The sequence below is a fragment of the Frigoribacterium sp. CF331 genome (assembly GCF_057787905.1).
Map to the genome: position 1 here is coordinate 3,003,693 of NZ_CM173545.1, position 21,233 is coordinate 3,024,925.

General features: G+C 72.3%; 17 protein-coding genes and 1 pseudogene. 4 read left to right on the top strand and 14 right to left on the bottom strand.

The genetic code is table 11. From position 1 onward, the window contains the following. Positions 1-18: 18 nt before the first annotated feature. A complete protein-coding gene (locus tag AC3CCI_RS13960; RefSeq protein WP_354595185.1) occupies positions 19-660 on the top strand; it encodes a hypothetical protein in 642 nt (213 codons plus the stop codon). A gap of 36 nt (positions 661-696) precedes the next feature. Here the strand turns inward: AC3CCI_RS13960 and AC3CCI_RS13965 are convergent, their stop codons facing one another. The 7 genes from AC3CCI_RS13965 to AC3CCI_RS13995 form a co-directional block, all read right to left on the bottom strand. After that, a complete protein-coding gene (locus AC3CCI_RS13965) occupies positions 697-1,107 on the bottom strand; it encodes a DUF779 domain-containing protein (RefSeq protein WP_488627550.1) in 411 nt (136 codons plus the stop codon). Next, the gene (exaC, locus tag AC3CCI_RS13970; RefSeq protein WP_488627551.1) at positions 1,107-2,648 is read right to left on the bottom strand and encodes an acetaldehyde dehydrogenase ExaC; all 1,542 of its coding nucleotides are present in this window, start codon (positions 2,646-2,648) and stop codon (positions 1,107-1,109) included. The genes AC3CCI_RS13965 and exaC overlap by 1 nt, the downstream gene beginning before the upstream one ends. 158 nt (positions 2,649-2,806) lie before the next feature. After that, positions 2,807-4,084, bottom strand: coding sequence for a GAF domain-containing protein (locus tag AC3CCI_RS13975; protein ID WP_488627552.1), 1,278 nt, complete (start codon positions 4,082-4,084; stop codon positions 2,807-2,809). A 160-nt stretch (positions 4,085-4,244) separates the two neighbouring features. Beyond that, positions 4,245-5,606: a hypothetical protein gene (locus AC3CCI_RS13980; protein ID WP_488627553.1), complete on the bottom strand. Its 1,362-nt coding sequence runs from the start codon at positions 5,604-5,606 to the stop codon at positions 4,245-4,247. A gap of 79 nt (positions 5,607-5,685) precedes the next feature. Continuing rightward, the gene (locus AC3CCI_RS13985) at positions 5,686-6,021 is read right to left on the bottom strand and encodes a TraR/DksA family transcriptional regulator (RefSeq protein ID WP_488627554.1); all 336 of its coding nucleotides are present in this window, start codon (positions 6,019-6,021) and stop codon (positions 5,686-5,688) included. Positions 6,022-6,039: 18 nt separating this feature from the next. Then, a complete protein-coding gene (locus AC3CCI_RS13990) occupies positions 6,040-7,062 on the bottom strand; it encodes a glutathione S-transferase family protein (protein ID WP_354595179.1) in 1,023 nt (340 codons plus the stop codon). A 94-nt stretch (positions 7,063-7,156) separates the two neighbouring features. Continuing rightward, the gene (locus tag AC3CCI_RS13995) at positions 7,157-10,636 is read right to left on the bottom strand and encodes a DNA polymerase III subunit alpha (protein WP_488627555.1); all 3,480 of its coding nucleotides are present in this window, start codon (positions 10,634-10,636) and stop codon (positions 7,157-7,159) included. 132 nt (positions 10,637-10,768) lie between these two features. On the opposite strand from AC3CCI_RS13995, the gene AC3CCI_RS14000 reads away from it, so the two are divergent. Continuing rightward, the gene (locus AC3CCI_RS14000) at positions 10,769-12,079 is read left to right on the top strand and encodes an FUSC family protein (RefSeq protein WP_488627556.1); all 1,311 of its coding nucleotides are present in this window, start codon (positions 10,769-10,771) and stop codon (positions 12,077-12,079) included. Between the two features lie 202 nt (positions 12,080-12,281). Beyond that, complete coding sequence (locus tag AC3CCI_RS14005) at positions 12,282-13,646, top strand: glucose-6-phosphate dehydrogenase (RefSeq protein ID WP_488627557.1); 1,365 nt, start codon at positions 12,282-12,284, stop codon at positions 13,644-13,646. A gap of 70 nt (positions 13,647-13,716) precedes the next feature. On the opposite strand, the pseudogene AC3CCI_RS14010 reads toward AC3CCI_RS14005, so the two are convergent. The 7 genes and pseudogenes from AC3CCI_RS14010 to AC3CCI_RS14040 form a co-directional block, all read right to left on the bottom strand. Next, positions 13,717-15,522 (bottom strand): annotated as a pseudogene (locus AC3CCI_RS14010) (glycoside hydrolase family 15 protein); the annotation flags it as partial. Positions 15,523-15,549: 27 nt separating this feature from the next. Next, the gene (gene pnuC, locus AC3CCI_RS14015; RefSeq protein ID WP_488627558.1) at positions 15,550-16,233 is read right to left on the bottom strand and encodes a nicotinamide riboside transporter PnuC; all 684 of its coding nucleotides are present in this window, start codon (positions 16,231-16,233) and stop codon (positions 15,550-15,552) included. A 139-nt stretch (positions 16,234-16,372) separates the two neighbouring features. Continuing rightward, positions 16,373-16,699 carry a DUF6504 family protein gene (locus AC3CCI_RS14020; protein WP_055972315.1) on the bottom strand — a complete coding sequence of 109 codons (327 nt, stop codon included), beginning with the start codon at positions 16,697-16,699 and terminating at the stop codon, positions 16,373-16,375. 119 nt (positions 16,700-16,818) lie between these two features. Then, positions 16,819-18,102, bottom strand: coding sequence for a type II toxin-antitoxin system HipA family toxin (locus AC3CCI_RS14025; RefSeq protein WP_354595174.1), 1,284 nt, complete (start codon positions 18,100-18,102; stop codon positions 16,819-16,821). Beyond that, a complete protein-coding gene (locus tag AC3CCI_RS14030) occupies positions 18,099-18,461 on the bottom strand; it encodes a helix-turn-helix domain-containing protein (RefSeq protein WP_488627559.1) in 363 nt (120 codons plus the stop codon). The genes AC3CCI_RS14025 and AC3CCI_RS14030 overlap by 4 nt, the downstream gene beginning before the upstream one ends. A gap of 96 nt (positions 18,462-18,557) precedes the next feature. Beyond that, positions 18,558-19,601, bottom strand: a complete 1,044-nt coding sequence (locus tag AC3CCI_RS14035; RefSeq protein ID WP_488627560.1) for an App1 family protein phosphatidate phosphatase — start codon at positions 19,599-19,601, stop codon at positions 18,558-18,560. 38 nt (positions 19,602-19,639) lie between these two features. Further along, positions 19,640-20,461 carry an SOS response-associated peptidase gene (locus AC3CCI_RS14040; protein WP_488627561.1) on the bottom strand — a complete coding sequence of 274 codons (822 nt, stop codon included), beginning with the start codon at positions 20,459-20,461 and terminating at the stop codon, positions 19,640-19,642. A 20-nt stretch (positions 20,462-20,481) separates the two neighbouring features. Between AC3CCI_RS14040 and AC3CCI_RS14045 the strand changes: the two genes are divergently transcribed. Then, the gene (locus tag AC3CCI_RS14045; protein WP_488627562.1) at positions 20,482-21,129 is read left to right on the top strand and encodes a TetR/AcrR family transcriptional regulator; all 648 of its coding nucleotides are present in this window, start codon (positions 20,482-20,484) and stop codon (positions 21,127-21,129) included. Positions 21,130-21,233: the final 104 nt, after the last annotated feature.

A 21,233-nucleotide genomic window follows, 5' to 3' on the forward strand; every position in this document is an offset into this window, starting at 1 on the left:
TTGGATAGTCTTTCACAAATGTCACGACCGATCAAACTTCGTCGCCCTCCGCAGTTCACGGCCGAGATCGTCGACGACGCGCGTGAACGCCTCCTCGACCTGCTCGACGACCTGAAGGCGCTCACCACGGAGCACGCCGACGACGTCGAGGTGTGGGGCTCGGCCGTCACGACCGCCGGGTGGGAGATCGCCAGCCTCGGCCAGTGGCTCGGTCTCGAGGGCGAGGCCGTGCTGCTGCTCGGCGGCGCCTCGTACCCCGAGATCGCCGAGCACCAGGGCACGAGCGCGTCCGCGGTCTACGGCCGCGTCGGGCGGTCCCTGACGCTCGGGCCCTATGCCCACGCGTCGGGCACCGACGGGTCGACGACTCGGGTCTCGGCCGAGGGCCTCGACCAGGCCCGGGCCGAGTACGCCCAGGAGGCGCGGGCCGGCGACCCGACGAGCGTCACCGCACCGGCTCCTCCCGTCGGCGACTCCCTGGCCGACCGACTGCCCGAGGTGCTGCGCGACGGCGCCCGGCGGACGACCGAGATCGTCGCCGCCCTGCCCGACTACCGGCGCAGCAGCGTGCTCTCGACGCTCAGCGTGCTGGCCCGGCAGGGTGTGATCGAGCGGGTGGGGCACGGCACCTACGCCCTGCCCCACCCGTCGACCGACTGACCGTCGGGCCGTCCCGGCGCGACCGGTGCGGCTCGATCAGCCCGGTGTGCTCGCCACGGCCTCGTCGAGCCCGAACGCCCGCAGCTCGTCGTCGTCGAGCATCCGCGACCTGATGAGGAAGCGCTTGCCCTCGGGGCTCTCGACCGAGAACCCGGCCCCGCGGCCGGGGACGACGTCGATGGTGAGGTGCGTGTACTTCCAGTACTCGAACTGGCTGCGCGACATGTAGACCTCGATCGGGTCGAGGCCGTCGACGTGCAGGTCGCCGAGGTGGACGTCGACCGCGCCCACCCGGAAGAACCCGACGGGGTAGCACATCGGCGACGAGCCGTCGCAGCAACCGCCCGACTGGTGGAACATCAGCGGGCCGTGCTGGGCGGTGAGGTCGACGAGGAACGCCGCGGCCTCGGGTGAGACGTCGACCCGCGAGGGGGTGGGCGGCGCCATCAGAAGAAGCCCATCGGACCGTCCGCGTAGCTGACGAGCAGGTTCTTCGTCTGCTGGTAGTGGTCGAGCATCATCTTGTGGTTCTCGCGACCGATGCCGGACTGCTTGTAGCCGCCGAACGCCGCACCCGCCGGGTACTGGTGGTACGTGTTCGACCAGACGCGTCCGGCCTGGATGTCGCGTCCGGCCCGGTAGAGCTGCGCGCCGTTGCGGCTCCAGACGCCGGCGCCCAGGCCGTACAGGGTGTCGTTGGCGATCTTGACGGCATCGTCGTAGTCGCTGAAGCTCGTGAGCGAGAGGACGGGACCGAAGATCTCCTCCTGGAAGATCCGCATCGAGTTGCGGCCCTCGAAGATCGTCGGGTTGACGTAGTAGCCCTCGGTCAGGTCGCCGCCCAGGTCGGCCCGGTCGCCGCCGAGCAGGAGCTTCGCGCCCTCCTGCTTGCCGATGTCCATGTAGCTGAGGATCTTCTCGAGCTGGTCGTTCGAGGCCTGGGCGCCGATCATCGTGTCCATCGAGAGCGGGTCGCCCTGCTTGACCTGCTTCACCCGCTCGATGCCGTCGGCGGTGAACTGGTCGTAGATCGACTGCTGCACGAGCGCGCGGCTCGGGCAGGTGCAGACCTCGCCCGAGTTGAGGTTGAAGAACGAGAAGCCCTCGAGCGCCTTGTCGTAGAAGTCGTCGCGCTCGTCGGCGACGTCCGCGAAGAAGACGTTCGGGCTCTTGCCGCCGAGCTCGAGCGTCACCGGGATGAGGTTCTCGCTCGCCATCTGCATGATGAGGCGACCGGTCGTGGTCTCGCCCGTGAACGCGATCTTCCGGATGTTCGGGTGGCTCGCCAGGGGCGCGCCGGCCTCGACGCCGAAGCCGTTGACGATGTTGAGCACCCCGGCGGGCAGGAGGTCCTTGATCAGGTCCATGAACACGTGGATCGACGCGGGGGTCTGCTCGGCCGGCTTGAGCACCACGCAGTTGCCGGCCGCGAGGGCGGGCGCGAGCTTCCACACGGCCATCAGCAGGGGGAAGTTCCAGGGGATGATCTGGCCGACGACACCCAGCGGTTCGTGGAAGTGGTACGCGACGGTGTCGGCGTCGATCTCGCCGGTGGAGCCCTCCTGCGCGCGGATCGCGCCGGCGAAGTACCGGAAGTGGTCGATCGCGAGCGGGACGTCGGCGGCGAGGGCTTCGCGGATGGGCTTGCCGTTGTCCCAGGTCTCGGCGACGGCGAGCATCTCGAGGTTCGCCTCCATCACGTCGGCGATCCTGTTCAGGATCAGCGCGCGCTGGGCGATCGTCGTCTTCTTCCAGGAGTCGAAGGCACGCCAGGCGGCCTCGACCGCCCTGTCGACGTCGGCCGTGTTGCCGCGGGCGACCTCGGTGAACACCTTGCCGTTCACCGGGCTCGGGTTCTCGAAGTACCGGCCGCCCACGGGGGCGACGTACTCGCCGCCGACGAAGTGGTCGTACCGAGGCTTGAAGGTCACCTTCGCGCCCGGCTGTCCCGGGGCGGCGTAGGTGTTCGGGGGAGTGGTGACGGTCATGGCTGTCCCTTTCGACGTCGTTGTCGGGTCGTCGACGGGGGTCGCCCGCCGATGGCGGCAGGCTACGTCGGGGGACGTTGCATCGGGTTGCACCTCCCGGCCGGGGCGGGCGTGCTGGAGCCGGGCCGGGCGTCCGGAGGCGCGGGGGCGTGGGCGCGTCAGCCGCGGTCCTCGAGCGCCTCGAGGTGTGCGACGAGGCGCGTGCGCCGGGGCGACCCCGGCGGCAGGCGCCGGAGGAGCTCGAACAGGACGGCAGGGTCGTCGCGTCCCGCGGCCGACTCGGCGAACGCCTGCAGGGTCGCGGTCGACCCGCCTGCGAGGACCGCGTCCCGCACCGTCGCGTCCACCTCGGCCCGGAGTGCGACGATGCCGGGCGCGATGGACGAGGGCAGGGCCGGGCCGGTGTCGGCCCGCACCGCCGCCCGGTGGCTGCCACGGTCGACGAGCCCCACGAGCGCGTCGAGGTCGAGGGTCACCGGTCGCGGCAGCCGGTACGGGCGCGACAGGGGGACGAGCGTCGGGTCGAGGGCCTCGACGACGTGCCGCAGGCGCACCATCTCGGGGCGCAGGGTGGACACCGCGTCGACGTCGCCGTAGACCGCGTCCGCCAGTTCGTGCGCCGTGTGGCCGGTGGGTCGGTGGGCCAGCAGGGTCATGATCTCGGAGTGCCGGGCGCCGAGGGTGATGCGGCCGTCGCCGACCGACAGGATCGCCTCGTCCCGGCCGAGCGTCGTCAGGGTCGTCGGGCTCGTGACGGGGGAGGGGCCCGCGGATGCGGAGGTGCCGACCGAGACCGGGCGCACGGGGTGGTGCGAGGGACGCGCCGGGGCGCGACCGACCGCGGCGAAGCGCAGGAGCGCGAGGTGCGCCTCCACGGCGGCGACGGTCGCGGTGACGAGGGGCAGGGTCATCGAGCCGGCCGCCCGGTCGTCGCCCGTGATGTCGACGACGCCGATGAGGTGGCCGTCGACGGGGTCGTGGACGGGCACGGCCGTGCAGCTCCAGGCCTGGACGCGGTGGTTCCAGTGCTCGTCGCCCCGGATCTGCACACCCCGGTCGAGCACGAGTGCGGTGCCCGGCGCCGAGGTGCCGACCCGCGCCTCCGACCATCCGGCCCCGGCGACGAACAGCATGTCCTCGGCCCGGCGGCGGGCCGCGTGGTCGCCCTCGACCCAGAGCAGGCGGCCGTGTTCGTCGCCGATCGCGACGAGCAGCCCGGAACCCGCGACGTCGTCGACGAGCAGGCGACGCACCACGGGCAGGGCGAGCGCCAACGGGTGGTCGCGGCGCCGGTCGTCGAGGTCGTCCTCCGGCAGCTCGAGTCGGGGCAGGCCGTCGGGGTCGAGCCGGTGCCGCGAGGCGCGGTCCCACGAGTCACGAACCACCCGGCGCACCGACCCGGCGTCGCGGGGCGGACCGCTCGCGGTGGGGGACATCGGGCACCCGTCGTCGTCTGTCGGGGCGAGGCGGCCGTGGTGCGGCGTCGTCGCCGTGGTGCTGTCAGCGTACGGCGGGCCGGGTCCGTGGGGAAGGGCGTCGGGTGGGGGTCTGCCGTGACCCCGGCGGGGAAGGGCCGGGGACGCCGGGAGCCCGCCGTCAGCGACCGAGCGGCGCCGTGGCGTTCCAGGCGTCCGCGACGAGCGTGCGGAGGGCGGTGTCGTCGTCGGTGTCCGTCGTCCGGGCGGGGAGCTCGAGCTCGCCCGGCTCGGCGACGAAGTCGGCGTCCGCCCGGCCGCTGTGCACCGTCACCGGCATCCCGGGCTCGAGGTGGGGCGCGGCGGCGGCGAAGACGGCACGGAGCGAGTCGACCGAGGCCGCGGGCACGCTCACCGAGAGCTCGCCGTCGACGAGTGACGCGGCCTCGACCCCGGCGACGCCGACGAGGGCGGTGACGAGTCCGACGCCGTCGCCGAGGTCGGCGGAGTCGGCGCCGACGGCCGCGTACGTCCCGTCGGATGCCGCTCCGGACTCCGGCAGCGACCGCACGTCGATGCCGGCGCCGGCGTCCGCCGCGGACATGGCCGCGGCGGCGGCCAGGGCGTCGGTGCCGTCGGCCGTGTGGACCTCGAGGGTGGACGCCGAGAGCTCCGCCGTGACGACGCCGACCGAGGACGTCGCGGCGGCGAGCAGGGCCTCGACGCGGTCCAGGGGCCCGTCCACCGTGCGGAGGACGCCACCGGCCGTCACCGTGACGTCGCGCGTCGCCGCCTCGTCCGAGAGGAGACCGGCGACGACGCGGCCGTCGTCGCGGTCGGCCAGGGTGAGGTCCAGCCGGTCCGGCCCGACGTCGGCGGCCGTGACCGTGGCGACGGAGACCGCCGAGTCGTAGGCAGCCCGGGTCTCGGCGTCGACGATGCCCGCATCGGTCCGCACCGTCACGTCGCCCGCGGTGGCGCTGACCGGGCCCCGGTCGAAGCGGGGGTCGTCCGCGCGTGCGGCCGCCAGGACCCCGACGGCGTCGAAGGGGTCGCCCGCCGCCTGCTCGCCTGCGAGACCGGGCGGGTCGCCGTCCCCGCGGTCGACCACCTCGATCGTCGTGAACTCCGTCAGGGGCCGCACCAGCGCCACGAGGTCGAGCGTGGTCCCGTTGTCGACACGCGAGGGGAGGACGGGAAAGGACACCGGCCCGACCACCGCGTCCATCGAGGTGACGTCGAGCGAGGCGGACGCGTTGTCCACCCACCAGGCGCCCATCTCGTCGGTGATGCTCCGGAGGGTGGTCGCGTCGACGTCCGCCGCGATCTCGACGCGGCCCGACATCGAGCCCGAGAACGGCAGCGTGTTCGGCCCACCGCCCGTCGCGTCGACGACGCCCGGGAGCGCCTCCATGTGCTGCTCGAACCGGCTGCCGTACCCGCTGCCGGCGTTCACGGGGCCGCAGCCGACGAGGGTCGCTCCCACGAGCGTGCCGACGAGCGCGGCCGCGACCGACCGCCGGGTGATCTGCGTCCACGGCACCGTTCGAGCCTAGGGCAGGCGGATGCCGCCGCGCCGATGGTCGATCGGGGGCGGAAAAACGGGGGTCGGGAGGCGCGGGTCAGCTCGCGCAGTCGATGCAGAGTCGGGCGGTGGGTCGCGCCTCGAGCCGGGCCTCGCCGATGCGGGCCGAGCAGCGCTCGCAGCGGCCGAAGGTGCCGTCGGCGACGCGGGCCAGGGCGGACTCCGCGTCGGCGGCACGCTCGAGGGCGGACCGCCGGACGGCGTCGAGCTGCGACCGCTCGTACGCGATGGTCGACCCCTCGGGGTCGTGTTCGTCGTCGACGTTCGCTCCCTCTCGGGCCGCGGCCACCGCCTCCATGTCGGCGAGCAGCCGGTCGGCCAGCGCGAGCGCCTCGTCGCGCGTCGTGCGCAGCCGGTCGGAGGGGTCGATCACGCGCTCACGCTGCCGGGCTCAGGCCGACACGAGCGGCGGCACCTCTTCGCCCGCGCGGGGCGGGGCCGGGGGAGTCCCGTCGCCGAACGGCCTGCCGCCGAGCTGCTCGCGGCCGTGCTCGGTGAGCCACCCCGACGCGTCGGGCCCGACCGGGACGATGCCGGTCGGGTTGATGTCGGAGTGCACCACGTAGTAGTGCGCCTTGATCTGGTCGAAGTCGATCGTGTCGCCGAACCCCGGGGTCTGGAACAGGTCGCGGGCGTAGGCCCAGAGCACCGGCATCTCGGTGAGCTTGTTCCGGTTGCACTTGAAGTGGCCGTGGTAGACCGCGTCGAACCGGGCGAGCGTGGTGAACAGCCGGATGTCGGCCTCGGTGATCGTGTCGCCGACGAGGTAGCGCTGCCCGGCCAGGCGCTCGGACAACCGGTCGAGCCGGTCGAAGAGGGTGCGGTAGGCGCGCTCGTAGCTCTTCTGCGAGCCGGCGAAACCGGCCCGGTAGACGCCGTTGTTGACGTCGCGGAACACCACGGCGTTCACCTCGTCGATCTCGCCGCGGAGGGCCTCGGGATAGAGGTCGGGCGCGCCCTCCCGGTGGAAGGCGGTCCACTCGGTGGCGAAGTCGAGCGTGATCTGCGGGAAGTCGTTCGTGACGACCTTGCCGCTCGGGACGTCGACGACGGCCGGCACGGTGATGCCCCGCGGGTAGTCGGGCGTCCGGGCGAAGAAGGCCTCTTGGAGGCGCTCGATGCCGAGCACGGGGTCGCGGCCGTCGGGGTCGAGGTCGAAGGTCCAGCTGCGGGCGTCGTGCGTGGGGCCGGGCAGGCCGAGCGAGATCGCGTCCTCGAGCCCGAGCAGGCGGCGCGAGATCACGCTGCGGTTGGCCCACGGGCAGGCCCGGGCGGCGACGAGCCGGTACCGGCCGGCCTCGACCGGCCACCCGTCGACGGCATCGCGCGTGATGCGGTCCTCGATGTAGTTGGTGTCGCGGGTGTACTCCTGGCCCGGCTCGACGTAGCTGCCCTTGACCTGCTGATCGCTCATGGCGCCACCCTACGCACGGGGCGTCGGTGATTCCTGGTCGGTGCGTCGGTCGGCCCGTGACGGCGGCCCCCCGAGCAGGCGTCCGCAGCAGGGGTCAGGAGTTCTCGACGGCCAGGGACGAGGTGGGGCGGGACGAGGAGGCGCGGGTCGCGTTCCAGTCGCGCCACATCGCCTTGAGGTCCCACGCGTTCTCGGCCTCGAGCGAGATGCCGCGCTCGCCGGTGCGACGGGTGCGACCCTGGATCAGCATGAGCTGGGTGCCGAACAGCAGGGAGCCGGCTCGGGCCTGGGCCTCCTCGAAGAACGTCGAGTCCGAGCAGCCGCTGCCGTCGTCGAGGCTGATGAAGACGACGCGCTTGCCGCTGCGCATCGGTGGGGTCTGGGTCGCGATGCGGATGCCCGCGACGAGGACGGTGGTGCCGTTCCAGTGGTCGCGCAGGTCGGCGGCCCGCACGACACCGAGGTCGTCGAGCATCGGCCGGTAGCTCTCGATGACGTGCTCGCTGACCTCCATCGACAGGATGTCGAGTTCGTCGCTGACCCGTTGCCGGGCGCCGACGTCGGGCGTCCCGGTCGGCACGGTGTCGGAGTCGTCGATCGAGAAGTCGAGCTGGTTCTCGACGTCGGCGGCCCGCGGTCGCGACGACCGGCCGGTGAGGGCCCGCACCCGGGCGAGGACGTCGCCGCGGGTGCGGCCGGGCCCCGCGACCGAGTCGAGCGCCCCGACCTGCGCCAGGCGTTCGAACAGCGACCGAGACGGCGTCGCCCGCTGCCAGAAGTCGGTGATCGAGTCGTACGGGCGGTTCACGACCACCCGGGCCAGTTCGGCGTCGCTGATGCCGTGCACGTCGGCCAGCGACAGCCTCAGCCCGAGGTCGCCCACCCGGGTCGGGGCGATCGGGGTCGCCGGCGGACGGAGGCGCTCGACCCGGTAGACGTCGGTCGAGGCGTTGACGTCGAGCGGCAGCACGGGCACCCCCATGCGCCGGGCCTCGGTCAGCAGCAGTCGCTTCGGGTACATGCCGGGGTCGTGGGTGAGGACGCCGGCCAGGAACTCGGCCGGGTAGTGGGTCTTCAGCCAGGCGCTCTGGTACGTGGGCAGCGCGAACGCGGCCCCGTGGGCCTTGCAGAAGCCGAACGACCCGAACCCCTTGAGCGCGGCCCAGATGCGGTCGACCGCTGCGTCGTCGAAGCGACGGCGCCCCGTCACGGGGTCGAGGTTGCCGCGGGTGCGCTCGCGGAAGGTCGCCTCGAGGGCGTCGTCGTCGCCCTTTCCCATGTGGCGTCGGATCTCGTCGGCCTCGGCGAGCGACACCTGCATGGTGGCCTCGAGGATGCGCAACACGTGCTCGTGGTAGATGACCACCCCGTAGCTGTCGTCGAGGAACGAGGCGAAGCTCGGGTGCAGGTAGTCGGGCTGCCGGAACCCGTGCTTGGTGTCGAGGAAGGGCGCGATCATGTTGCCCTTCATCGGGCCGGGGCGGAACAGCGAGATGTCCGCGATGAGGTCTTCGTAGCGGTCGGGCTGCATCTTGCCGATCAGTTCGCGCTGCCCCGGGCTCTCGATCTGGAACATGCCGAGGGTGTGGGTGGTGCGGATCGCCTCGAAGGTGGGCTCGTCGTCGTGGGGGATCTCGTCGAGCTCGATGCGCCCCTGACGGTTCACGTACGGCACGTCGACCGGCAGGGCGCCGGCGAGGGCGGCACGCGGACCGTTGACCCGTTCGATCTCGTCGAGGGCGTAGGCCAGCGAGCTCTGCATGCGGACCCCGAGAACGTCGAGCTTCAGCAGGCCGGCGTCGTTCATGTCGTGCTTGTCGAACTGGCTCATCGGCAGGCCGATGCCGCTCGGCTGCACGGGGGTGGTGCTGAGCAGGTCGGAGTCGCCGAGGATCACCCCGCACGGGTGCATCGAGATGTGCCGGGGCAGGCGGTCGAGCCGTTCGCTGAGGTCGACCAGCAGGTCGATCTGGTCGTTGCTGCGGGCCAGCTCGGCGATCTCGCGCAGCTCGGGCTTCTCGGCCATCGCGGTGCGCAGGTCGCGGGCGTTCGACCGCCAGACGTTCTTGGCCACGAGGTCGATCTGCTCGTCGTCGAGCCCCAGGGCGAGGCCGGCGTCGCGCACGGCACCGCGACCCCGGTAGGTGGACTGCATCGACATGAGCGTGACCCGGTTGCTGCCGTACCGGTCGAAGACGGCCCGGTAGACCTCGTGTCGCCTGGCCGACTCGACGTCGATGTCGATGTCGGGCAGGGTCTCGCGCTTGTTGCCGAGGAACCGCTCGAACAGCAGGTCGTGCTCGATCGGGTCGACGTTCGAGATGCGCAACAGGTAGGTGACCAGGCTGCCGGCACCCGACCCCCGCGCCGCGTTGCGCACCCGCAGGTCGCGCATCAGTGCCGAGACGTCGGCCACGGTGAGGAAGTACCCCGCGAAGCCGAAACCGGTGATGATGCCGAGCTCGTAGCGCATCCTGTCCTCGACCTTGTCGCGCAGGGCTCGGTCGGCATCGCCGAAGCGCTCGGTGACGCCCGCCTCGGCCCGTCGGAACAGGGCCTGGTCGGGGTCGCCGTCGATGCCGATCGCGCTGAGTTCTGGCACCTTGGGACGGCCCCAGCCGAGGTCGGCGGCGGGGTCGAGCCGGCACCGGTCGGCCAGTCGCTCGGTCGCGGCGAGCATCTCGTCGCCGGCGCTGCGCGGCAACGACGAGGCGTCGCTCACCAGACGGGCCAGCCGGCGCATGTCGCCGGGGCCCTTGAGGTACGCCTGGGCGTTGGGCTGGGGCCGGAACGAGCCGAGCGCGGCCAGGTGACCGGCCGAGTCGAGCACGTCGGCCGTGACCGCCTCGTCGGGGTCGAGGTAGCGCACCGCGTTCGTCAGCACGGCCGGCACCCCGACGTGGTCGGCGAGCTCGAGCATGCGCGCCGCGTGCCGGATGCTGCGGCTCTCGCCCGGCTCGGTCAGGTGGCAGACGACCTCGACCACGACCCCGCCCGGCAGCGCGGCCGCCCAGTCCGACAGGGACGCCGCCGCCTCGCTGTGCCGCCCGGCCTGAACCAGTCGCCCGACGTCGGAGTCGGGCCCCAGCAGGACGGTCGCCGCGGGCTCGGTCTCGCCCTGCACGAACCCCCGCACCCGCGACCGGGCGATCGTCGCGACGCTGTTGGCACTGCCGCTGGCCTTGCGGGTGGCCCGCCCGTGCGACGCGCTGATCAGGCGGCACAGCGCCGCCCACCCGGCCTTCGCGGGGCCACCACCCCGTGCCCCGTGCGCCAGCACCACGATGCGGTCGACGGCGCCCGACCCGCCCGAGCCGTCGCGCCCGTCGGCCCCATCGACCGACGCGCCCCCTTCGCGGTCGTCACGACAGCCCAGCTCCACCCCGACGATCGGGTCGACGCCCGCCGTCCGGCACGCTCCGATGTGACGGATCGCCCCGTACAGCCCGTCCCGGTCGGTGATCGCCGCGGCGTCGGCCCCCGCCGCGACGGCGGCGTCGACGAGCGCCTTCGGGTGTGCCGTGCCGTGGTGCGCGCTGAACGCCGACGCGACGCGCAGGTGGGTGAAGCTCATGGTCGGTACCTCGGGCTGCTGAACCCCCGGCCGGGTCGTTCGAACAGGTGTTCGACCAGTGTACGTCGCCCGAGCCGACCCGTCGTGCCCGTCACCCGTCCGTCCCGTCCCGCCGCCTGTCATCATCGGGGCATGCCTGATCGACGCCCCGCCCCGCCCCGCCGAGGGGGCGCCCTGCGTCGCGACGCCCGCACCGCCACCCACTGGACCCGCGTCCTGCTGGCCCAGCCGCGCCTCCTGCTCGCGGTGAAGACCGCGCTCGCCGCGGCACTCGCCTACTGGATCGCCCCGCACGTGCCGGGCGTGGCGGCCGAGTACCCCTACTACGCCCCGCTCGGCGCCGTCATCGCCATGTACCCGACGATCAAGAGCTCGGTGCGGCAGGGGTTCCAGGTGCTGCTCGGCCTCGTCGTCGGCATCGTCCTCGCCACCACGGTCTTCGCCCTGCAGGAGGGGCGGCCCGGCGTCCTCGCCGTCGCGCTCGTCGTCGGGGTGGGCGTCCTCGTGGCCGGCATCCGCTGGCTCGGCGCCGGTCGCGACTGGGTGCTGACGGCCGGGCTGTTCGTCCTGCTGCTCGGCGGCTCGAACGCCGAGGCCTACTCGCTGGGTTACGTCGTGCAGGTCGGCGTCGGCGTCGTCGTCGGCGTCGTGGTCAACCTGGTGCTCGTGCCGCCGCTCTACGCCTCACGCGCCGAGGAGCGCCTCGCCCGCGTCCGGGACTCGCTCGCCGACCGGGCCGACGAGATCGCCGGGGTGTTCGAGACGACCTGGCCGCTCGAGGACGACGAGTGGGAACGCCGCGTCGGCGTCCTGCCGAGCACCCTGCGTCGGGTGCGCGAGGCCGTCCGGTACGCCGACGAGTCCCGCCACCTCAACCCCCGCCGGCTGCTGCGGCGCCGTGACCTGGGCCAGGAGTACGCCGACCTCGCCGTCTACGAGCGCGTGTCGTTCCACCTGCAGGACGTGGCCGAGGTCTCGGGCATCCTCGGCCGTCGCATCGGCCGCCAGATCGGCATGCCCGACGACCTCGCGCCCGACGTCGCCCACGCCGTTCACGGCGTCGCCACCGTCATCCGACGCCACGGCACGGACGACGCCGACGCGTTCACCGACGCCCGCCGCCGCGTCGCCGACCTCTGGGACGCGGTCGACCGCCATCGCGACCGCCCGACCACCGCCACGAGCGGCGGGGTCTCGATCGCGGTCTCGCTCGGACGCGTCGTCGCCGCCCTCGACCCCGACGACACGACCGCGCCCCGCCCCGAGGACGACGCCGCCGAGGAGGCGCGCGCGGCGGACGACGACGGCACCGGCGGCCGCGTGGGCGGCACCGACAGCACGGGGCCGGTCGACGACGCGAGCGCCCCCCGCGACACCGCGCCGCACGACACCGGGCAGGACGACGACGCCCCCGCCGGTCGCGCCGACGACGACGCCCGCTGACCCCGATACGGCGCACGACCTCCGGGAGCAGTACGGTTGACCGGGCACCGACGCCGAGACGCGACCCGTGCCCCCACCCGGCCGGGGCGGTCGACGGGAATGCCCGTCCCCCCTGTGCGTTGACACCCGTGGCCCCGAGAACCCCCGCCGCCTGATCGACCAGCGACGACACGATCGCCGCCCTCCCCACGAAAGCTGCACTGTGACAGACACCACCACCCTCATCATCCTCGGAGCCAGCGGAGACCTCACCGAGCGTCTGCTGCTCCCCGGCCTCGCGAGCCTGCTGAAGAGCGACCGCGGCGTCGACGTCCAGCTGATCGGCACCGGCCGCAGCGAGCGCAGCCCCGAAGAATGGGACGACGTCGTGAAGACCGCCTTCAACGGCGACGCCGGCAGCGACCTCGCCAAGAAGACCCTCGCGTCGAGCCGGTACATCCAGGGCGACCCGACCACGGTCGAACACCTGCAGGCCCTCTTCGAGGCCAGCGAGGGCACCCCGGTGATGTACTTCGCCCTGCCCCCCGCGATCAGCACCAAGGTGATCCAGGCGCTCGCCGAGATCGACCTGCCCGACGGCCTCCGCCTCGCCCTCGAGAAGCCGTTCGGCTCCGACGAGGAGAGCGCTCGCGAGCTGAACGCCGAACTGCTCAAGATCGTCCCCGAAGAGCGCATCCACCGCACCGACCACTTCCTGGGTCGCGCGACCGTGCTGAACATGATCGGCCTGCGCTTCGCGAACCGCCTCTTCGAGCCGGTCTGGAACGGCGACAACATCGAGAAGGTCGAGATCTTCTACGACGAGGTCCTCGGCCTCGAGGGTCGCGCCCAGTACTACGACAAGGCCGGCGCCCTGATCGACATGATCCAGAGCCACCTGCTGCAGGTGCTCGCCGTCATCGCCATGGACGCCCCGTCGAGCATCGACTCGGTCGAGTTGCGCAGCGAGATCGCTCGCGTGCTGCGGGCCACCTGGGTCAAGGGCGCCGACCCGATCGCCTCGAGCCGCCGGGCGCAGTACGCCGCCGGCACCATCGACGGCAAGGACGTCCCCGCGTACGCCGACGAGGACGGCGTCGACGTCGAGCGCCAGACCGAGACCCTGGCCGAGGTCGAGTTCGAGGTCAAGACGCGTCGCTGGGCCGGCGTGCCGTTCATCCTCCGCTCGGGCAAGGGCATGACCAAGATCCGCAAAGAGGTCCTCATCACCTTCAAGCCCGTGCCGGCACTGCCCGAGGGTCTCAACGGTTCGTCGACTCCCGACACGCTGCGCATCGAGATCAGCCCCGAGACGATGGAGCTCGGCGTCACGACCAACGGCAAGGGCAACCCCTTCGACCTCGAGAAGTCGACGTTCCAGGTGACGCTCGGCAAGCCCGAGCTGACCCCCTACGGCGAGGTTCTCAGCGGCATCTTCCACGACGACCCGACGCTGTCCATCCGTGGCGACGTCGCCGAGCGCTGCTGGGCGATCGTCGCGCCGGTGATCGAGGCCTGGAAGGCCGACCGCGTGCCGCTCGACACGTACGCCGCCGGGTCGACCGGTCCGAAGGACTGGCCCGCCTGATCCCTCCTGCGTCGTCCCGCGTCACGGCCGCCCCGCTCGTCAGAGCAGGGCGGCCGTCGCCGTGCGGGGCCTAGCCGTCCGCGTCCGCCCCCGCCTTCGACTTCGCCTTCGAGATGGCGTCCGCAGCGCGCACCAGCGCCAGGTGCGAGAGCGCCTGCGGGGTGTTGCCGACGTGGCGGCCGGTGGCGACCTCGATCTCCTCCGAGAGCATGCCGACGTCGTTGCAGTAGCCCACGAGTCGGTCCATCAGGGTGACGGCGTCGTCGACCCGTCCCGAGGCGGCGTACTGCTCGGCCAGCCAGAACGAGCAGGTCAAGAAGGGGTTCTCGGCGCCCTCGAGCCCGTCGACCCCGCTCTCGGTGCGGTACCGCATCAACAGGCCGTCCTGCAGCAGGTCGTGCTCGATCGCGGCGACGGTGCCGAGCATGCGCGGGTCGTCGGCGGCGACGAAGCCGACCTGCGCCAGCTGCAACAGTGACGCGTCGACCTCGGTCGTCCCGTAGTGCTGGGTGAAGGAGGCGCGGTCGGCGTTCCAGCCGTGGGTCTCGATCTCGGCGCGCACCTCGTCGCGCAACCCTCGCCAGCGGTCGACGGGGCCGTCCAGGCCGAACTGCTCGACGCCCTGGATGGCCCGGTCGAGGGCGGCCCAGATCATCACGCGCGAATGGGTGAAGTGCTGGAGTTCGCCGCGGATCTCCCAGATGCCGTTGTCGGGGCGGGTCCAGTTGTCCTCGACGTACTGCACGAGCGCGCGTTGCAGCGGCCAGGAGTACTCGCTCTCCTCGACCCCGAGCAGGCGGGCCTCGTGCAGCGCGACCATCACCTCGCCGAAGATGTCGCCCTGGTACTGCTTGTAGGCGGCGTTGCCGATCCTGACGGGCGACGCCCCGTCGTAGCCGGACAGCTGCCCGAGCTCGCTCTCGTGGAGGTAGCGTTCTCCGGCCAGGCCGTACATGATCTGCACGTCGGCTGGGTCCCCGGCGATGGCGCGCAGGAGCCAGCCGCGCCACCGGTCGGCTTCTTCGGCGTAGCCGTGCAGGATGAGTGCCTGGAGCGTCATCGACGCGTCACGGAGCCACACGTAGCGGTAGTCCCAGTTGCGTGAGCCGCCGAACTGCTCGGGCAGGCTCGTGGTCGCCGCGGCGACGATCCCGCCGGTGTCCTCGTTCGTCAGGGCCCGGAGGATGAGCAGCGACCGGTGCACCTCGCGGCCGTAGACCTCGGGCGCCGAGCACCGCGACGCCCATTCCTGCCACCAGGTGACGGTCTCGTCGATGCGGGCCGACACGTCGACGGGAGCCGGCGGCTCGCGGTGCGACGGGTACCAGGTGAGGCTGAGGTCGACGGTCTCGCCCGGTGCGACGTCGAAGGTCGCCTCGTGCGTGTGGTCGGTGGCCGTCAGGCGGGGGCCGCGGACGACGACGGCGTCCGGCCCCGCGGTGGCGACGAGCACCGTCTCGTCGCCCTCGGGGACCTGCCGCACCCACGGCACGGCCGTGCCGTAACCGAAGCGGATGGCGAGGTCGACGTGCATCGAGACGGTGCCCGAGACGCCGGTCACGCGACGGACGACGTCGGCCCGTCGGTCGCCGTAGGGCATCAGGTCGGTGACCTCGACGACCCCCGTGGGGGTCGTCCACCGGGTGACGAGCACGAAGGTGTCGTCGACGTAGTGCCGGGTCGAGGTGGCGCCCGTGTCGACGGGGGCCACGAGCCAGCGGCCCGAGTCGTGGTCGCCGAGCAGGGCGCCGAAGGTCGAGGCGGAGTCGAAGCGGGGCAGGCAGAGCCAGTCGATGCTGCCGTCGGTGCCGACGAGGCATCCGGTGTGCAGGTCGCCGATCAGTGCGTAGTTCTCGATGGGCAGGGGCATGCGCTCATCAAACCAGCGGGCCCCCGGCCGGGGTCAGCGTTGCAGCGTCGGGTCGGGCCAGAGCGTCTCGACCTTGGGCTTCTGCCGACGGGTGCGGGCCCAGACGACGAAGCCGGCGAGCGTGAAGGCCCCGTAGAAGACGTACATGAACGCCGACGCGTAGTAGCCGGCGCTGAACAGCAGGGGAGTGCCCACCAGGTCGACCGCGACCCAGATCAGCCAGAACTCGACCCAGCCCTTGGCCATGCCGTAGGTCGCCAGCAGCGACCCGGTGAAGATCCAGGCGTCGGCCCAGACGGGCTCGTACGACCCCAGCAGCCGGAAGAGGGGGGTCAGCACGGCGGTGCCGCCGACCAGGCCGACGACGACCAGCACACGGTTCTTCGCTCCTGCCCAGCGGGGTTCGACGGCCACGCCGCCGGTGTCGCCGGCGTGCTTCCAGCGGTACCACCCGTAGATCGACACCACGATGAACATGACCTGCCGGGCGGCCTGGCCGAGCAGGTTCACCGGGTTCGGGGTGTCGAACACCGCGCCGAGGAAGACGGTGAACAGCAGGGCGTTGCCCACGATGCCGATCGGCCAGGCCCAGACCTTGCGTCGCATGCCGCCGAGGGCGCTGAGCAGGCCGAAGACGTTGCCGATCACCTCGCGCCAGAGGATGGTCTGGTCGCCGATGTGCAACTGGGCGTCGAACAACCACAGCAACGGGTTCATCGGGGGCTCTCTTCGATCGGGGTGACGGAGTGGTGCGGGACCACGGCGTCCCCGGGGCGCAGGGCGCCTGGTGCTGCAACGAGTGTGGCACGAGGGCCATTCCCGGTGGGCGCGGCCCCGTCGTGGCGTAGCCCCGGCGTCAGGCGAACAGCTGTTGCTCGACCCGGTCGTCGAAGACCCCGAGCAGCAACCACGAGTCGCCCCGGCCGTCGAGCGCCAGGTCGAACGTGCCGTCGACCCGATGGGCGCCGTCGGTGAGCGGGACGGCGTCGACCCGCCAGACGGTCATCTCGAGCAGGTGAGCGCTCGCCCCTCGTGGCGCCCGGGTCGCCGAGCGCCACCAGTCGGTGCGCGTGACCCAGAGCTCGGGCGAGCTGACGACGCCGTACACGACCCCCCGCCACTCGAAGCGCAGGGGCGCCCCGTCGGCCGTCGTCTCGACCGGGACCTTCTCGTCCACCCTCATCTGCCGACCTCTCGTTCGAATGTGTGTTCGAACAGAGTCTACGAACCTCCACCGACATCGGCCACCCCCTCGGGGTGCCTCCACGCCCCGTGGCCGGGAGTGCCGGGACGGGAGCCGCCTCACCAGCGGGGCAGCGCCTCCTCGACGTGGTCGGCCGCCTCGCGGGGCAGGCCGGCCTCGTCGGCGAACGAACGCCAACGTCCCACCGCGTCACGCACCTCGTCGACGATCCCGGACGCGTCCCGCACCAGGAACCGATCGGCCAGGCGCATCACGTCCGCCCGCGAGACGTCCCGGAAGACCCCGTCCACCCCCATGAGGTGCTGGTACGTCCACCGCCCCGTCGGGTTGTGCGCGAAGGTCACGTCGTAGGCCGGGGACAGTGCCCACGACGCCCCGGGCCCGGCCAGCAGGAACGACGAGTTCTTGGTGTGGTCGTCGTTGTTGGCGGCCAGCACGTTGAAGACCATCCGCCGGAACGCCTGGGCCATCGCCTCGTCGCCCAGCCCCAGGCGACGGACGGCGTCGAACAGCTGACCGTAGTCGTGCGCCTGCCGCTGCCGGAAGTCGAGGTGGGCCGCCCCGCAGAGCGTCAGGACGTGCGCCTTGCCCTCGTCGCGACGGTCGAACCGTCGGGTCATGAAGTGCGACCGTCCGTTCTCGTCGAGCAACCGGCACTCGGCCATGTCGATCCCCGCCGCCCCCGCCATCGACGAGTACGCGTACTCGATCCGACCGGCGAGGCCGCCCGACCCCAACTCGGAGTCCGGGCCCAGCCCGTCGAGCTTGATCAGCCAGTGCTCGAACCCCTCGGGCGCCGCCACCTGACCCGACCGGATCTCGCCCGTCGCCCTGTTCCACGCGACCACCGCCTTGGCCCGCGCCCCACCCGCCGAGGTCCCGACCTGGATCAACGACCGGATCGCCGACTCCGTCTCGCGGTCGTCGCTGAAGCGGGCGTCCAGCACGCTCCGCGCCCCGTCGACCAGCTCGCTCAGCTCGAGCGCACTGGCCGTCCGCTGCCGCGGGCCCCGGGACGGCCGGAACTCCAACGCGCCCATCGCCCGGTCGGCCATGTAGGCCAGCCGGTCCAGCGGGCTCACGAGCTGCCTCGACACGCCCTGCCGCGCCAGCCAGGCGTCGATCACGGCGTTGCCGAAGTCGTCCGGCATCGCGTCCGCCAGCACGGCGGGCAGCCGGTGGAACGTCGCCTCGGGAAGCTGCGGGAACACGTGCCGACGGACGCGGATCGGCATCGTCAACGGGGCGAGCTCGATGCCCCTGGCCACCCAGTCCGGGTAGTACTCGAACACGTAGGCGCCGAGAGCGGGGTCGGGTGCCACGGCCCCCACCCGCAGTCCCCACGCCGTCACCTCGACCGCGCGGACCGGCACCCAGCTCACGAGCCGCCCTCGGGCGACCGGGCGCCCCGCGGGCGGTACACCCGGCGTCGAGGCTCGTCGGCCGACGACCTCAGGACGTCGAGGGGGCTGACCGCGCTCGCCGGGGCCAGGCGGGCGAGGGCGTCGTCCGCACCCAGCGCCCGCAGCACGCGGACCAGGCTGCGGAGGGTGCTGCCCCGCCCGGCCTCGAGCGACTGCACGGTGCTCGGCGACAGGTCCGCCCGTCGGGCGAGCTCGACCTGGTCGAGGCCCCGGTCGAGCCTCAGGCGACGGACCTGGTCGCCCACCTGTCGTTCGCGTTCGTCGGTGGACACGACGGGCCCTTCGGCGTCGCCCGGCATCCGATCGTCGTCACGCATGGTCCTCCAATCACGGGATAACCCAGCATAACAGTGAGAATCGGCTCGTAAAAGTGAAATTCCCACTATTGCGCGGAGGTCGACACGGTCAGCTGATCAGTCGATGACGCCGTTGTCGAGCAGCTGTTCCCACAGGCCCGCGCCGTCGGGCGCCGACACCCAGGCCACGTCGCTGCCGCCGGCGTGCTCGGATCGCGACGACCGGCCGCCGGCCAGCACGGCCTCGCTGGGGGACAACTGGCGGATGGCCACGGCGGCCACGTTCTGGGGGTGGTCGTGCAAGAAGGTGCCGTACAACTCTTCGTCGTGCTGGCCGTCGTCGCCGACGAGCAGCCACTTGAGCTCGGGGAACTCCTCGGCCAGGCGGCGCAGCGACTCCTGCTTGTGCAGCCGCCCGCTGCGGAAGATCCGGTCGTGCGTCGGCCCCCAGTCCGTGAGCAGCAGGGGGCCGCTCGGGTACAGGTTGCGCGACAGGAACCGCGACAACGTCGGCGCGACGTTCCACGCTCCCGTCGAGAGGTAGACGACGGGGCACCCGGGGTTCGCCGCGTTCAGCCGCTCGTAGAGGACGGCCATGCCGGGCACGGGCCGACGGGCGTGCTCGTTCAGCACGAAGGTGTTCCAGGCCGCCAGCATCGGCCGGGGCAACGAGGTGACCATGACGGTGTCGTCGATGTCCGAGACGATGCCGAACCGCGCCTCCGGGTCGATCACGAAGATCGGCGCCTCGACCGGCGTCGAACCCTCGGTGGTCAGGGTCGCCACGTGCCAGCCCGGTTCGAGGTCGACCGGGATGCGCGCGTCGAGCACGCCGCCGCGGTCGGTCTGCACGTGCTGGACGTGCCCACCGAGCGAGATCTCGACGAGGGCCTTCTCGACGGGGACGCTCGTGAAGCTGCGCCAGCCCCTCACGTTCAGGCGGTCGACGCCCGACAGGGTGCCCGTGCGGGTCAGCAGCACCCGGGACAGCACCCGGGCCCACCCGGGGGCCCCGTAGCCGGTGTACGGCACGACGGTCGGCAGGAGGCCGCGACGTCGGGCCCGTTTCTCGCGGAAGCGGTGGACCGAGTTCTCGATGCGTGCCGCGCGGTGCAGGAACGGCTCGACGGCGGCGGGCGGTGCCTTGCGGGTGTCGGGCATCCGGTCAGTCTCGCACGGCGAGCCGCCGGGCGGGCGGCTCAGTGCACGGGATCGAGCAGCCCGGGGTGGTCGACGGTCGTCGTGCCGACCTCGGGGCCGACCTCGTGGTGCAGGAGGCGCTCGGCGATCTCGGTGCCGAGGCCCGCGATGCCCTGGACCAGGTCGTCGTCGCCCTCGGTCTCGGGGTCGAGCCAGTCGTCCATGACGTCGGTGCCGACGAGCAGGGGCATCCGGTCGTGCACCTCGGACACGGGACCCGAGGAGGCGCGGGTCAGGACGGTCGTCGACAGCAGCCACCGAGACGGGGCGCCCACCTCGGCGGACGGATCGCGCCACCACTCGTACAGCGCCCCGAACAGGATCACCTCGTCGTCGGGCAGGCGGACGAGGACCGGGCGCTTCCGGCCGTCGGGGAGGGTCTGCCACTCGTACCAGCCCGTCGCCGGCACCAGCCCCCGCCGCGAGGCGACGGCGTCGCGGAACGACGGCTTCTCGGCGGCGGACTCGGAGCGCGCGTTGAACAACGGCGGGCCGACGTCGGGGCCGGTCGACCCACCAGGCACGAGACCCCAGCGGGCGGCGGCGAGTCGCCGCACCGGCGGACCACCCGCGTCGTCACCCCGCGGAGCGGCGTCGACCAGCAGACTCACCGGTCGAGTCGGAGCGATATTCCAGGAAGGCTCTGGGAGACTTTCTCCTGATACATCGACGTCGAAGAGGGCCACCAGGTCGCTCGAGGCGCGCGCCATCACGAATCGTCCGCACATGCGGTCCATTCTGACGGCAGCCGCCGACAACCGGTGACCGACACCACGGTCACCCTCGACGTCGTCGCACCATGCCCGACCCCGTCGAGGCATCGCCACGAAACGGAGAAACGTTGCTCGTCACCGACGTCAATGACGCACTGCCCGGGGGTTCACCGCTGCTCAGGAACGAGCCCGTCCAGGCCCGCAGCTCGGCGCGGCTCACCGGCCTGCTCGACGCGGCCGCGGCCATCATCGACGAGATCGGCTACGAGCGTCTGACGACGGCCATGGTGGCCGAGCGCGCGGGCGCCTCGATCGGCACCGTCTACCGGTACTTCCCCGACCGCATCGCCGTCGTCGACGCCCTCGCCCTCCGCTGCGTGCAGCGGCTGACCGGTCGCGTGACCGAGCTCGTGTCCGACGACGTCGTCACCGACTGGCGTCGTGCCGTCGAGTCCTTCGTCGACGCCAAGGCCGAGATGTACCGCAGCGAGCCCGGGTTCCGCGCGATCCGGTTCGGTGACGCACCCGACGTGCGCACGCCCGAGTCGCGCCCGTACACGAGTCCGCTGGCCGAGCAGCTGTCGGCCGTCTTCGTCGACCACTGCTCGGTCGTCCGCACCGACGAGCTCGAGTTGGGCCTGCAGGTCGCGGTCGAGATCGCCAACGCCCTGCTCGCGCGGGCGTTCATCGACGACGTCACGGGCGACGAGCGCTTCGTGGGCCAGTGCCGGTCGGTCCTGACGGGTTACCTCGAGCCGCTCGTCACCCTGCGCTGACCTCGCGGGCCGTGTGACGGCGTGTGTCCGCGGCCTCGGCGAGGTCGATGACACATCGTCGAGATCTGTGGTTGGGTGAACGCCCTGGCAAGTGTCGATTCGTG

Bases quoted from the DNA above. Each gene is read 5' to 3' on its own strand.
- AC3CCI_RS13990 (WP_354595179.1), bottom strand. From the start codon at position 7,062: ATGAGCGATCAGCAGGTCAAGGGCAGCTACGTCGAGCCGGGCCAGGAG.
- pnuC (WP_488627558.1), bottom strand. From the start codon at position 16,233: ATGAACCCGTTGCTGTGGTTGTTCGACGCCCAGTTGCACATCGGCGAC.
- AC3CCI_RS14000 (WP_488627556.1), top strand. From the start codon at position 10,769: ATGCCTGATCGACGCCCCGCCCCGCCCCGCCGAGGGGGCGCCCTGCGT.
- AC3CCI_RS13995 (WP_488627555.1), bottom strand. From the start codon at position 10,636: ATGAGCTTCACCCACCTGCGCGTCGCGTCGGCGTTCAGCGCGCACCAC.
- AC3CCI_RS14035 (WP_488627560.1), bottom strand. From the start codon at position 19,601: ATGCCCGACACCCGCAAGGCACCGCCCGCCGCCGTCGAGCCGTTCCTG.
- AC3CCI_RS14030 (WP_488627559.1), bottom strand. From the start codon at position 18,461: ATGCGTGACGACGATCGGATGCCGGGCGACGCCGAAGGGCCCGTCGTG.
- AC3CCI_RS13960 (WP_354595185.1), top strand. From the start codon at position 19: ATGTCACGACCGATCAAACTTCGTCGCCCTCCGCAGTTCACGGCCGAG.
- AC3CCI_RS14040 (WP_488627561.1), bottom strand. From the start codon at position 20,461: ATGCCTCGACGGGGTCGGGCATGGTGCGACGACGTCGAGGGTGACCGT.
- AC3CCI_RS14020 (WP_055972315.1), bottom strand. From the start codon at position 16,699: ATGAGGGTGGACGAGAAGGTCCCGGTCGAGACGACGGCCGACGGGGCG.
- AC3CCI_RS13975 (WP_488627552.1), bottom strand. From the start codon at position 4,084: ATGTCCCCCACCGCGAGCGGTCCGCCCCGCGACGCCGGGTCGGTGCGC.
- AC3CCI_RS13965 (WP_488627550.1), bottom strand. From the start codon at position 1,107: ATGGCGCCGCCCACCCCCTCGCGGGTCGACGTCTCACCCGAGGCCGCG.
- exaC (WP_488627551.1), bottom strand. From the start codon at position 2,648: ATGACCGTCACCACTCCCCCGAACACCTACGCCGCCCCGGGACAGCCG.